At 57.4% G+C, this 13,392-nt stretch carries 12 protein-coding genes; 3 read left to right on the top strand and 9 right to left on the bottom strand.

The window, feature by feature from the left end; all coding sequences use genetic code 11:
* Positions 1 to 71 precede the first annotated feature (71 nt).
* Both AC13DE_RS12110 and AC13DE_RS12105 read right to left on the bottom strand, forming a co-directional pair.
* Positions 72 to 1,415 (bottom strand): sensor histidine kinase, encoded by a 1,344-nt coding sequence (locus AC13DE_RS12110; RefSeq protein WP_446313456.1) that lies wholly within the window; start codon positions 1,413 to 1,415, stop codon positions 72 to 74.
* Complete coding sequence (locus AC13DE_RS12105) at positions 1,412 to 2,083, bottom strand: winged helix-turn-helix domain-containing protein (protein WP_446297729.1); 672 nt, start codon at positions 2,081 to 2,083, stop codon at positions 1,412 to 1,414. The genes AC13DE_RS12110 and AC13DE_RS12105 overlap by 4 nt, the downstream gene beginning before the upstream one ends.
* Before the next feature lie 157 nt (positions 2,084 to 2,240).
* Between AC13DE_RS12105 and AC13DE_RS12100 the strand changes: the two genes are divergently transcribed.
* Positions 2,241 to 3,365: a Do family serine endopeptidase gene (locus tag AC13DE_RS12100; RefSeq protein WP_446313455.1), complete on the top strand. Its 1,125-nt coding sequence runs from the start codon at positions 2,241 to 2,243 to the stop codon at positions 3,363 to 3,365.
* Between the two features lie 150 nt (positions 3,366 to 3,515).
* Here the strand turns inward: AC13DE_RS12100 and AC13DE_RS12095 are convergent, their stop codons facing one another.
* From AC13DE_RS12095 to AC13DE_RS12065, 7 genes are all read right to left on the bottom strand, one after another.
* Entirely contained in the window at positions 3,516 to 4,661 is a 1,146-nt protein-coding gene (locus AC13DE_RS12095) for an iron-containing alcohol dehydrogenase (protein ID WP_483047963.1), read from the bottom strand.
* 5 nt (positions 4,662 to 4,666) lie between these two features.
* The gene (locus tag AC13DE_RS12090) at positions 4,667 to 6,043 is read right to left on the bottom strand and encodes an aldehyde dehydrogenase family protein (RefSeq protein ID WP_483047962.1); all 1,377 of its coding nucleotides are present in this window, start codon (positions 6,041 to 6,043) and stop codon (positions 4,667 to 4,669) included.
* Between the two features lie 3 nt (positions 6,044 to 6,046).
* On the bottom strand, positions 6,047 to 7,408 hold the full coding sequence (locus tag AC13DE_RS12085; protein ID WP_483047961.1) for a glutamine synthetase family protein: 1,362 nt from the start codon (positions 7,406 to 7,408) through the stop codon (positions 6,047 to 6,049).
* A 73-nt stretch (positions 7,409 to 7,481) separates the two neighbouring features.
* Positions 7,482 to 8,519 (bottom strand): TRAP transporter substrate-binding protein, encoded by a 1,038-nt coding sequence (locus tag AC13DE_RS12080; protein ID WP_446295455.1) that lies wholly within the window; start codon positions 8,517 to 8,519, stop codon positions 7,482 to 7,484.
* A gap of 68 nt (positions 8,520 to 8,587) precedes the next feature.
* The gene (locus AC13DE_RS12075; protein ID WP_446295456.1) at positions 8,588 to 9,913 is read right to left on the bottom strand and encodes a TRAP transporter large permease; all 1,326 of its coding nucleotides are present in this window, start codon (positions 9,911 to 9,913) and stop codon (positions 8,588 to 8,590) included.
* Entirely contained in the window at positions 9,903 to 10,424 is a 522-nt protein-coding gene (locus AC13DE_RS12070; RefSeq protein WP_446295457.1) for a TRAP transporter small permease subunit, read from the bottom strand. Before AC13DE_RS12070 ends, AC13DE_RS12075 begins: the two co-directional genes overlap by 11 nt.
* On the bottom strand, positions 10,421 to 11,176 hold the full coding sequence (locus AC13DE_RS12065; protein ID WP_446313613.1) for an N-formylglutamate amidohydrolase: 756 nt from the start codon (positions 11,174 to 11,176) through the stop codon (positions 10,421 to 10,423). The genes AC13DE_RS12070 and AC13DE_RS12065 overlap by 4 nt, the downstream gene beginning before the upstream one ends.
* A gap of 114 nt (positions 11,177 to 11,290) precedes the next feature.
* On the opposite strand from AC13DE_RS12065, the gene AC13DE_RS12060 reads away from it, so the two are divergent.
* Together AC13DE_RS12060 and nspC are read left to right on the top strand one after the other, a co-directional pair.
* Positions 11,291 to 12,157, top strand: coding sequence for a MurR/RpiR family transcriptional regulator (locus AC13DE_RS12060; RefSeq protein ID WP_483047960.1), 867 nt, complete (start codon positions 11,291 to 11,293; stop codon positions 12,155 to 12,157).
* A 140-nt stretch (positions 12,158 to 12,297) separates the two neighbouring features.
* On the top strand, positions 12,298 to 13,392 hold the full coding sequence (gene nspC / locus AC13DE_RS12055) for a carboxynorspermidine decarboxylase (RefSeq protein ID WP_483047959.1): 1,095 nt from the start codon (positions 12,298 to 12,300) through the stop codon (positions 13,390 to 13,392).

Raw genomic sequence — 13,392 nt, 5'->3', positions numbered from 1 at the left:
GTAGCGTTCAACGCCAATAAGTCACACACTCAAATATGTCACATATTCAAATCGCCGCAGCCAATCAGGGCTTAGATGACGATTCTGACTTTCAGGCCGGGTGCGTTGTCCAACAACTGCAAGGTGCCACCGTGCAGTTTCACCACCCCTTCCACCAGGCTTAGACCCAGTCCGTTCCCGGGTGTATTCCGGCTTGCATCCAGCCGGTAAAGACGTCGCAGCACTTTTTCACGCTCCGCCTCGGGTATTCCGGCACCGTTATCAGCCACCTCGATCACCGCATGTTCGTCCTGCGTCTTAAGCGACAGCGAAATCCGGCTTCCTTCAGGGGTGTGCCGCAAAGCGTTTTCCACCAGGTTGGCAATCACCTGTCCCAACAGGTTTTTATCCCCCTTCACCTTTATAGGCTCAGGCGGCACCTCGGCAATCAAAGAGTGGTTGCTGGCCGTTGCCGCAGGTTCATAAACTTCACTGAAGGTCAGACACAACTGGTTAAGATCAACGGGTTGAAAATGTGATTTCGGCGACCCTGATTCCACCGAAGCGATTTGCAATAGCGACTGAAAAACCGATGCGATCCCTGTTACCTCGTCCTGGGCCTTTTCCAGCAGTATGCCGCCTTCGGTCTCGGGGGGGACCAGACGGGCCAAGTCATCCAGATGCACCGCCACCCTCTGGATCGGAGTTTTGAGATCGTGCGCGATATCTGAAGATACCTGCCGCACCATTTGCATCTGTGCCTCTTGTGCGCCAGCCATCTGGTTCACCTTGTTACCGATACGGATCATGTCATCAGCCCAATTAGGCGACACCGACACCCGGGCAGCCAGGTCCCCGTCGGTCAGGTCATCCAACGTGTGGCCTATCACTTCTACGTGTCGCTTGCTTCGCCGGGCCAGATACAGCCCGCCTGACAACGCGATCAACACCGTGGGTAGCAGACTGATCAGCAAAATGTTCAGAAACACAGTGCCAAGCGCCTCGATCTGGGCGCGGCTGCGCGCGACGGTCAGCTGGCCCCCATACAGCGGAATGGTAAGAGCGAGATAGGCACCATCATACTCGGCTCGGTCTTGGGTCAATGAAACGATGTGGTAACCCTCGTCATCCCGTGCAATCGCCCCGTTCCCGAAAAGCCGCCCATTGGGGGATATGTAACTTAATACGATCCGACTGGGATCTGTGTCGCGCGACTCGGCATCAACCAGCAACGCAACGGCACCCGCGTTCGGCGCGGCGCGAAATCCGGCGATGTCCTGTTCAAGGTCGGCGCGTATGGCGGCTTCGAAAGAATTCTGGGTCACCGCATAGCTGGCAGCCAGGCTCAGCAAGCTGACTGTCGAAAACAACAAAACCAACAGCAGCGCAAGCCGCACCGGCATGGACCGCCATAGCTGAGCGAGCCGTGCCTTCATCCGTCGATCCTGTAACCCGCACCACGCACGGTCTGAATCAATTCGCGATCAAAGGGTTTATCCACCTTGGCGCGCAAGCGGCTAACGTGCGTTTCCACAACGTTGGTCATTGGATCAAAACTGATGTCCCACACTGCCTCAAGCAACATGGTGCGGGTCTGGACCCGCCCCTTGCGCCGCAGCAAGTGTTCGAGCAAGGCGAATTCACGTGGAAGCAAGTCGATCACCTGCCCGGCCCGCATCACCTTGCGCGTAATCAGGTGCATTTCAAGGTCGGCTGCGCGCAGGACTGTCTCCTGCTCCAGCGCCTGAGGACGCCGAGAAAGCGCCGCGACCCGCGCCGAAAGTTCGCCAAACGCGAACGGCTTTACCAGATAGTCGTCGCCGCCAGCGTTAAGTCCACTGATACGGTCTTCGACGCTGCCCATGGCGGTGAGAAATAAAACCGGTGTGGTGTTGCCTGTGCCCCGAAGCGTTTTCACGAGGGTCAGCCCATCTACCTCCGGCAACATCCTGTCAACGATAAGCACGTCATAGCTGCCCGATGCAGCAAGAATCAGGCCTTCGCGCCCTTCGGATACCATATCGACAGTGTGCCCCTCTTCGCGCAGTCCTCGCGTGATATAGGTGGCGGTGGTGGCGTCGTCTTCGACTACAAGCAGCTTCATTTCGTCGGTTCCAATACGATTTGCCCTCGGAATACCCGATATAGGGCTGCTGAACAGCGGTGCCGCGCAAGTTTACAGATTTGTATACGCCGTTGAAACGCAGTGTAACAATGACCTGCCATTTGGGTGTCATCAGCGAAGATGTAAGGAAACAAGCATGACATCTCTTATCAAATTAAAAACTCCCAGTCGCGTGGCACCATTTGTTTTGGCCGCGGCTCTGGCGTCGACTTCAGTCGCAACATTGGCTCCGACCACGGCGCTGGCCATACCTGCGGGCGGCTATGCCGATCTGGTCGAAACCATTTCACCGTCCGTCGTTTTCATCGAAGTATCGGGAACCACGACCCAAGCCGCACCTCAGTTGGATATGCCCCAAGGCATGCCGGAAGAATTACGCAAGCGCTTTGAGCAGATGATGCCCCAGAGCCAGGCCCAGCCGCAGCCGGTTCAAGGCCTGGGGTCAGGTTTCATCATCTCCAAGGATGGCCAGATCGTCACCAATAACCACGTCGTCGAAGGCGCAGACAGTGTAAAGGTAAAGCTCTCGGACGGGCGCACGTTTGATGCCACCGTCGTGGGCAGTGACCGCATGACCGACATTGCGCTGCTCAAGATCGAAGCCGACGTAGATTTGCCCACTGTAAAATTTGGCTCGTCTGACGCCATGCGCGTCGGTGACGAAGTTGTCGCGATGGGCAACCCCTTTGGTCTTGGCGGCACCGTGACAACCGGCATCATTTCGGCCAAGTCGCGCAACATCAATTCCGGCCCTTATGACGACTTCATTCAGACCGATGCAGCGATCAACCGCGGTAACTCGGGCGGTCCGCTGTTCAACAATGCCGGCGAAGTGATTGGTGTGAACACAGCGATCTTGTCGCCAGGTGGCGGCTCGGTAGGGATCGGGTTCTCGGTGCCGTCTGATCTGGTGCAAAAGATCGTTGCGGATCTGGCCGATGACGGCACAATCACCCGCGGCTGGCTTGGCGTTCAAATTCGTCCGATGACCGATGAAGTCGCGCAGGTCCTTGGGTATGGTACACCTAAAGGTGCGGTAATCGAAGCCGTTGGCGACGATAGCCCCGCCAAGAAGGCTGGTCTTGAGCAAGGTGACATCATCTTGTCCTTTGACGGCACCGATATCACCGAATTGCGTGACCTGACCCGTGCCGTTGCCGAAACAAAACCGGATGCCAAAGCGGATGTGGTTGTCTTGCATAAAGGCAAGGAAGTCACCCGCGCTGTCACAATCGGCACCTTGGCAGCCAAAGACGCTTAACGCCCCTTCCAGCGGGCTTACCCTCGACCCGACTGGATCAAACCCTGGCGCCCCCCCAGTTTCGCCAGGGTTAGCCCGCCGATACGCGGTGCGGCCCGCATGTCCCGGTGACGGGGAGTCTACCGGGACATGCCTGGTCTCAAACGTGTATCAAACCGTGGCTTCAAAGAGCTTGCGCAGGTTTTCCGTGGTCAAGGTCACAGGGTTGCCACCGCATGACGGATCCTCCAATGCCATGGCGACCATGTCATCTATTCGGTCTGCGGTTACGCCCATTTCAGACAGTTTGCGCGGTATCGCGAAGCTGTCGTTGAATTCCTGCACAAAGCTGCGGAACCCATCATAGCCGCCGTCAATTCCCAAGTATCCCGCAGCCCGGTCGAACCGTTCGCGGATCACGCTTTCGTTCAAGTCCAGCACAGCTGGCATGCACACGGCGTTGGTGGTGCCGTGGTGGGTGTTGAAAACAGCGCCGATCGGATGGCTCATCGCGTGAATCGCGCCCAGACCTTTCTGAAACGCCGTCGCCCCCATCGCCGCCGCTGACATCATCTGCGCGCGCGCTTCGATATCGTTGCCGTCTGCGTAAGCGCGGGGCAGGTAATCAATGACCAGTCGCATACCCTCCAGCGCGATACCCTGCGACATGGGATGATAATGCGGGCTGCTAAACGCCTCGACGCAATGGGCAAAGGCATCAAGGCCAGTGCCCGCGGTAATATGTTTGGGCATCCCCACCGTCAGTTCAGGATCGCAGATCACGACCGTCGGCAGAACCTTGGGGTGAAAAATGATCTTTTTGACGTGGGTCTGTGAATTTGTCAGGACGGATGCGCGGCCCACTTCCGAACCTGTACCCGCAGTGGTGGGCACAGCAATGATCGGCGCAATAGCGTCCGCGTCGGCACGGGTCCACCAATCGCCGACATCCTCGTAATCCCAAACAGGCCGCGACTGTCCCGCCATGAAGGCGACCATCTTGCCCAGATCCAGACCCGAGCCGCCGCCAAAGGCGATCACACCATCATGCCCGCCCTCGCGGTAGACCTTCAGCCCCGCCTCAAGGTTCAGTTCAGTCGGGTTCGCGTCCACTTCCGAGAACATCGCGCGGCCAAAGCCTGCGCCGTCCAGCAGGTCCAGCGTGCGGGTCGTGATCTCCATCGAGGCAAGGCCCTTGTCCGTCACCAGCAAGGGGTTTTTCATCCCCGTGGCCACGCAGGCCTCTCCGATTTCAGAAATACGGCCCGCGCCAAAGCGGATGGCGGTGGGGTAGGACCAGTTGTTTTGCAGTGCCATAAGGATCAAGCCTTTTTCAGGTGGTAAGATTTGGGGCGCGTCAGCGCCTGATAGCCAAGCTCGGACAGGCCCGCTCCCTGCCCTGTGTCCTTGCAGCCGGTCCAGCACAGGGCCGGATCAAGGTAATCGCAGCGATTCATGAACACGGTACCGGTTTCCAGCTGCGCGCCGATGGCATCGGCGGCATCGGCATCCTTGGTAAAGATCGCGGCGGTCAGGCCGAACTGGCAGTCGTTCATCAGCGCAATTGCTTCCGCGTCGTCTTTGACGGGCATGATGCCCACGACGGGGCCAAAGCTTTCGTCGCGCATCACGCGCATGTCGTGGGTGACGTTGGTCAGGATCTGCGGCGTGAGATACGCGCCGCCGTCATCCGCCTCAAAGGTATCGATCAGCGCGGTGGCACCGGCGGCGACGGCCTCGGATATCTGGGCGCGGACCTCGGCGGCGAAACGGACGTTCGCCATGGGGCCGATATCGGTATCCGCCTCAAGCGGGTTGCCAAGCTTGAGCGCATTGACCCTAGCCACGGCCTTTTCGACAAAGGCATCATACAGGCTTTCGTGCACATAAATCCGTTCGATCCCGCAGCAGCACTGCCCCGCGTTGAACATCGCCCCATCCATCAGCCCGTCAACAGCGGCGTCGACATCCGCGTCGGCGCGCACATAGCCGGGGTCTTTGCCCCCCAGTTCGGTCGCGACGGGGGTAAAGGTGCCTGCGGCCGCAATCTCCATCGCCTTGCCGCCCCCGACCGATCCGGTGAAGTTCACGAAACCGAACTGCCGTTCAGCGATCAGCGCCGAGGTGGTGTCGTGATCAAGAAAGACGTTCTGGAAGACATCATCGGGGATACCTGCGGCGTGGAAAGCTTCGGCCAGACGTTCACCCACTTGCAGGGTTTGGGTGGCGTGCTTCAGCACCACGGTATTCCCCGCGATCAGCGCTGGCGCGACCGTGTTGATCGCCGTCATATAGGGGTAGTTCCACGGGGCCACGACCAGTACAACGCCGCGCGCCTCGCGGGTGATCTTGCGGGTGGCCTTGTCGCTGTCTTCGACAATCGTCGGGGCCAGCGCCTTTTCGGCGATGTCTGCCATATAGTTGCCGCGCTCGGCAAAGCCGCCAAACTCGCCGCCATAACGCACCGGACGGCCCATCTGATGCGCCAGTTCCTGCGCCATACGATCGGTCGTTTTGCCCACCTCGGCAATGGCATCGCGCACCAGTTGGACACGTTCCGCCAAGGGGCGCGCGGCCCATGCGCCTTGTGCTGCCTTGGCACGGGCGCAGACATCGCGCGCCGCCTCCAGCGACAGGACCGGGCGTTCAAGGTAAACCGATCCGTCAATCGGTGAGATACATTTCAAAGTGTTTGTCATGGTTTATGCTCGCTCAAATCCGCGGTTGATTTCCCAGTCGGTCACGACCTTGTCGTACTCCTCCTGCTCCCATTCGGCTGCGCGGGTGTAGTGGTCAACCACGTCGTCGCCAAGGGCCTCGCGCAGCATGGCAGAGTTGCGCAGCGTTTGGGTCGCGGCACGCAGGGTGCGGGGGATTTCGGTGACGTTGGCGTCTTCGTAGACATCGCCCATCGCCGGCTCTTGCAAAGGCAGCTTTTCCTCGATCCCCTTCAGCCCTGCCGCAAGCAGCACAGCCTGCGCCAGATAGGGGTTCAGGTCAGACCCGCCGATGCGACATTCAACGCGAATACCCTTGGTGCCATCGCCACACAGCCGGAAGCCCGCGGTGCGGTTATCGACAGACCAGACGGTTTTCGTAGGCGCAAAGGTGCCTTTGGCAAAGCGTTTGTAGCTGTTGATATAGGGCGCGAAGAAATAAGTGATATCAGGGGCATAGGCGATCAGACCCGCCATGAAATGCTGCATCATCTGCGACATGCCCAGCTTGGCGTCCTTGTCATAGAACGCGGGCGTGCCGTCTTTCCACAGCGACATATGCACATGGCTGGACGACCCCACCTTATCCGCCGACCACTTGGGCAGGAAGGAGGCCGAGAATCCCTGCTGATAGGCGATCTCTTTCACCGCTTGTTTCGAAATGGTGTGGTGATCGGCACAGGCCAGCGCATCGGCATAGCGGATGTTAAGCTCTTGCTGGCCGACCTCGGCCTCACCCTTGGTGCATTCGACCGGAATCCCCGCCCCCACGAGATGGTTGCGCAGCGGCTGAAGGAAGCTTTCCTCTTTCGTGGTCTGGAACAGGCAGTAGTCTTCGTTGTGGCCGTTCAGGGGCACGAGGTTGGCGTATTTCTCTTTCTGCAAGGTGCGATAGTCGCCCTCGAACAGAAAGAACTCAAGCTCGGTCGCCATCATCGCATCAAAGCCAAGCGCATCCAGACGGGCGATCTGCTTTTTCAGCATGGCGCGCGGCGAATGGGAGACAGGTTCGTGGGTGTGGTGATCCAGCACATCGCCAAGCACCAGCACGGTTTTATCCAGCCACGGCACATGGCGCATGGTCGACAGATCAGGCCGCAGCACATAGTCGCCATAGCCGGTTTCCCAGCTGGTCGAGGCAAAGCCCTCGGGCGTGGACATCACCAGATCGGTTGCCAGCAAATAGTTGCAGCAATGCGTCTCCGCATGGGAATGATCGATGAAATTCGTGACGTGAAAACGCTTGCCCATCAGGCGGCCCTGCATGTCCACCAGTGCCACGAGCACCGTGTCCACCTCGCCTTTGGCGGCCAGGTCCTTGAGCGTGTCGAAAGTAAGGTTGCCCATCTGCAAACGTCCCTTTTGATGTGAGGGGGCGGCACAGATGCGCCGCCCCGATGGTCATGATGTCAAAGCCGGATCAGCCGAAAGTATAGGGCGGGCCCGCTTTCGAGATGACGTTGTTATAGTCGCGGAAAATCTGCACGATCTTGGCGGCGGTTTCGCCTTCTTCGGCCATTTCGTCCCAGAACTTCACCGCCGCTTCCTCGACCACTTTCCATTCGTCTTGCGGTACGGATGTCAGCTCCAGCTTTTCACCGGACGCGCGCAGACGCGCCTCGCCGCCCCAATACCACTGGTTGCGATAGGTGTGGCTGGCCTCGACCGCGGAGTTCACGATCTGCTTGAGGTGATCCGGCAGCTCTGCCCATTTCTCGGCGTTGACGAAGAACGACCCGATCCACGCCCCCGAGATGTTGTTGGTACAGAAGTAGTTGGTTACATCGGCCCAGCCCACGGTGTAGTCTTCGGTGATGCCCGACCACGCCATACCGTCCAACTCGCCCGTCTGCACCGCGACTTCGGCGTCTTCATAGGGGATGTTGACCGGCACGACGCCGAATTGCGACAGGAAGCGACCCGCCGTCGGGAAGGTATAAAGCTTGAGCCCATCCATATCGGCCAGCGATTTGATCGGCTTGACGGTGTTGAAGTTGCACGGATCCTGCCCCGCCGCAGACAGCCAATGCACGCCAACCTTGGCGTATTCCTCGCGCCAGATGTCGGCCAGACCGTATTGGTTGAACAGCACCGGCACGTCGAGCGCGTGTTTCGTCGCCAGCGGGAAATATCCGCCGAAGGACCGGACAGGCGTGGGCGACGCCATGGAGTCATCATCCGAATGCACGCCGTCGATGGTGCCGCGTTGAAGTGCTTGGAAAAGCTCGCCCGTGGGGACGATCTGGTCAGCATAAAACAGCTCGATCTCAAGCTCACCCTGGGCAGCAGCGTTGATCGCGTCGATCGCGGGTTTTGTCACCTCTTCGCCCAGCGCGGAACCTGCATAGGTCTGAAAGCGCCAACGGATCGGTTCTTGCGCGTGCAGGATCGACGGTGCGGCAAGGGTTGCCGGACCAGCGATTGCGGCCCCTTTTAAAAACTTACGTCTGGTGGTCATCTCAAATACTCCTTGTCGGGTTTCGGGTGAATGGGGCCGGTTGATCCGGCCGCCTGGTTGTTGATAATTTACTTTCCGTATACGTAATTTGGCAGCCAAAGCGCGATCTGAGGAAAGATCATGACGACTGCCAGGGCCAGCACCATTACCCCCACAAAAGGAACGATTGACCGATAGATATCACGAATCGTGATCTCGGGTGGGGCCATTGCGCGCATCAGAAACAGGTTATAGCCGAACGGCGGCGTCATATAGGCGATCTGACATGTGATCGTATAAAGCACACCATACCACACCAGATCGAACCCGAGCGCCCCTACCAGCGGCACGTAAAGCGGGGCCACGATGACCAGCATCGCCGTGTCGTCCAAAAATGTACCCATAACCAGGAAAGACAGCTGCATCAGGATCAGGATCACCCACGGGTTCAGACCCCACTTTTCGGTGAACAGGTTTTCGATGGCCTTGACCGCCCCAAGCCCGTCGAACACCGCACCAAAGGCCAGCGCTGCAAGGATGATCCACATGAACATGCAAGTGATCGCCAGGGTCTGGCGCACGGAAGTTTCAAACACCGCCCGGGTCATACGCCCCTTGAGCACGGCAGCGAGAAAGGCCGCGATGGCACCAATGGCGGAGCTTTCGACAAGCGATGTCCAACCATTCACAAAGGGTACCATCATCACGGCAAAGATCACCACAGGCAGCAGCCCCGCGCGCAACAGGCGCAGCTTTTCGGGCCAGCCGACATCTCTTTCTTCAGGTGACAATACCGGCCCTAGTTCGGGATTTATGCGGCACCGTATTGCAATGTAGATGATGAACATCGCGGCCATCATCAACCCGGGTATGGCCCCCGCCAACCACAATTGCCCCACCGGTTGGCGCGCGATCATCGCATAAAGCACAAGCACAACCGAAGGCGGCACGAGGATGCCCAAACTTGACCCCGCCTGAATCACACCGGTCACCATCAGCTTGTCATAGTTGCGCTTCAACAGCTCGGGCAGCGCGATCGTCGCACCGATTGCCATGCCCGCCACCGACAGGCCGTTCATCGCCGAGATCAGCACCATCAGCCCTATTGTCCCGATGGCCAGACCGCCCCGCAAGCCCCCCATCCAGACATGGAACATCTTATAGAGATCATCAGCGATCTTACTTTCCGACAACACGTATCCCATGAAGATGAACATCGGCAGGGTCAGCAGCGGATACCAGCGCATCAGCTTGATCGCGGCAGAGAACCCGATGTCATAGCCGCCGCGATCCCCCCATAACAACAGCGCGGCGATTACGGCGACAAAGCCGATGGCGCCGAACACCCGCTGGCCCGTCAGTAGCATCAGCATCATCGTCGAAAACATCAAGACAGCGATCAATTCATAGGGCATCGCGGGTGTCCTCACCGGATTTGAGGAAAAGGATGTCCTTGAACAGTTCAGAGACAGCTTGCAGCAACATCAGAGAAATTCCGATGCACATGGTCACTTTGACCGGCCACATATAAGGGCGCCATGCAGTCGGACTTCGTTCGCCGCCGTATTTGAAGGAATACATCGTGGATTCGATCCCACCCCACAGCAGGATCACAAGATAGACTAGCAAGAACACGACGGTGATACAGTCCGTCCAGGCCTTTTTGCGCGGCGTTAGCTCAGCATAAAACAGATCCATGCGCACGTTGGCACCCATCTGCATCGCATAGGGACCACCAAGAATGTAGTAGCCCACCATCACGAACTGCGCCATCTCCAGCGTCCAAAGCTGGGGGGATGCAAAAGTTTTGTTGTATGAGGACCAGAGCAGTATGCCCATCAAGACGAAGATGCCGTACATCATGATGCGGCCCAACCCGTAATTGAACTTGTCCACTATGGCGATATATCTGCGCATCGCGTTCATACGGCGGCCTCTTTCTGGGGGGCGGAAAATGCCTGGGTCAGGGTCTGGCACAAATGCCACGCCATTTCCTGAGCTTTGACCGGCGTGTCGATCAGGTCGTTGCGAATTTCCAGCATGATTGCATGCAACCCCCGCGCCTCACCGTGTTTTGCCAAGGTATAGGTCACTCCGTCGCTTGCTGCATAGGGTTCGTTCAGTGCCACCCGGAAACGCCCTTTGGCCTGTTCAACCTCCAGAACACGCTGTGCTGCGACTGGGTTTCGGTGGTATAGAAAACCCAGTTCGACGTCACGTTTCACACCGTTGTATACGGGCGTGAAACTATGGATTGTAACCAAAACAGGGGAATTCTGCCCGTCAAGAACCTGTTCTATCGCATCGTGAAACGGCGTGTGAACCAGATCGTAACGCTCGCTTTTCTGGGTATCGGTCAAACCAGCGTTGCCGGGAATATCATATACTTCACTGCGCACCGGAATACTGTCTGCTGCAGTCAGAGGACGGTTGCAGTCGTACACAAGGCGGGAAATACCCCCCGCAACCAACGGGGCATCCAATATCTTGGACATCGCCTGCGCCACATCAAGCGCACCGATGTCCCAAGCAGCATGAGACAGGCGGGCCGCCTCTGATAAGCCAAGCCCGTAGAGATCGGTAGGTATCTGACGTGACGCATGTTCGCATACCAATGACCAAGCCCCCTGCCCCCTGGGGTTCACAACCTGCGCCGATGTCCAATCACGATGTATCACGGGGCTCCTGTCATCTTGCTCTACACCAATCACTACAGAATTTTCTAGCCTGTCAAGATTATTTATGTAATATTCACTTCAAAGCGCGACCTTCTGTACTAAAAGGAACAATCCTTGCATAAAAAGACATTGGTTCGCGATTTGTTAAAGGAAAAGCAGGCCGAACTTACGGCGGCTGAGCGCAAGGTGTCCGCTGTTCTTCTGGACGAACAGCTTCTTACGGGGTTGCAATCCATTAACCGCCTTGCCGAATTCGCCGATGTGTCATCCCCCACAATCATCCGCCTGGCACGCAAGCTGGGCTTCGACGGATTTTCCAGCTTGCAGGACGCTATCCGGGACGAAATCGCAGCCCGGATGAAGCAACCTTTGGCCAAGTTGGACGCCAGCAAGCCGGTGGGCGGTAGTGACCATATCGTTTCACGCTTCATTGAAGCGGTCTCGAGTAACATCAACCGCACCCTGGAGCGACTGGACCTTGCCGAGTTTGATCAGGTTGCAGGGCTTTTGTCTGATCCGACGCGGCGGCTGTATTTGTTGGGGGGCAGGATAACGCGGTCAAACGCGCATTATTTCTTCAACCATTTACAGATCATCCGGCCTCAGGTCACGCTGCTTGATTCATCGCCAAGCGTCTGGCCGCAATCACTGCTGGATATGGACGCGGGTGCTGTGCTGATTGTTTTTGATATCAGGCGGTACGAGAAAGAACTGGAAAAACTGGCCGACCTCGCTCTCAAGCAGGGTGCGAACATCGTTTTGTTCACCGACGCCTGGGGTTCTCCGATCGAGAAATACGCGCAACACTGCTTTCGAGCCACAGTCGAAGTACCCTCGAGCTGGGATTCCACCCTCGCGATCAATTTTCTGATCGAAGCGTTGGTGGCTGAGGTTCAGTCGCGAAGCTCGGATCAAAGTGCCGAGCGCATCGCCACACTTGAACAGATGATCGGCGAATCCCGGATCTTTCGAACCAACTAGCGCAAACATCGACTTGATATAGGACAACCGGGGCTATCTGTCTGACTGGCACCAGTGTTGATTGATGGTTTGCGTTGCGGCGTGACATCCCCTAATCGGGACCGGCATTTGCATGTGGTGTTCCTCGAAAGGATTTTGCCGTGAAAACTCCGTATTATCTTATCGATAAATCGCGCCTTCAGACCAATATGGAAAAGATCGCCTGGCTACGCGATACGTCGGGGGCCAAGTCGTTGCTGGCGTTGAAATGCTTTGCGACATGGACGGTCTTTGACTTCATGGCGCAGTATATGGATGGCTCGACGTCTTCGTCGCTGTATGAGGTCAAGCTGGGCTACGAGAAATTCGGCGGCGAAACCCATGCATATTCAGTGGCATATGACGATGAGGAGATTGCAGAGGTTTTGGCGAACAGTGACAAGATCATTTTCAACTCCATCAGCCAACTCAACAGATTCGAGACCGCCGCGCAAAACCATGTGCGCGGCCTACGTGTAAACCCCGGGGTGTCGACATCGGAATTTGACCTCGCTGACCCGGCCCGTCCGTTCAGCCGACTGGGCGAACATGACCCGGCCGAGATCGCGACCATAGCGGACCGCATCAGCGGGCTGATGTTTCACAATAACTGTGAAAACGATGATTTCGACAGGTTCTCCGAGATGCTGACGCTGATCGAAAATCGGTTTGGCGACATAATCCACCGGATGAGCTGGATCAGCCTGGGCGGCGGTATTCACTTCACCGGTCCGGACTACCCGTTGGACCGCTTGGCCACGCGCCTGAAGCGCTTTGCTGAAACATTTGACGTCCAGGTCTATCTTGAGCCCGGCGAAGCCGCCATCACAGGCGCGGCAACGCTTGAAGTCACCGTTCTGGACACGCTGCACAACGGCAAAAATCTGGCGATAGTGGACAGTTCGATCGAGGCACACATGCTGGATCTGTTGATCTATCGCGAGCCAGCCAAAGTTTACCCTGACAGGGGTGATCACCAGTGGATGATATGCGGGAAATCGTGCCTTGCAGGTGATATTTTCGGAGAGTTCCGCTTTGATGCACCGCTAAAGGCTGGCGACCGGATTTCTTTTCAAGACGCCGCAGGGTATACCATGGTCAAGAAAAACTGGTTCAACGGCGTGAAAATGCCCGGGATCGCCGTGCGTGAACTGGATGGTACGGTCGCAATGGTGCGCGACTTCGATTACGAAGATTTCAAATCCGCGCTCTCCTAA

It is taken from the genome of Sulfitobacter sp. L-8 (assembly GCF_056859255.1).
Note: the sequence above shows the minus strand (reverse complement) of the source record. Positions and strands in the feature narration are given on the sequence as shown.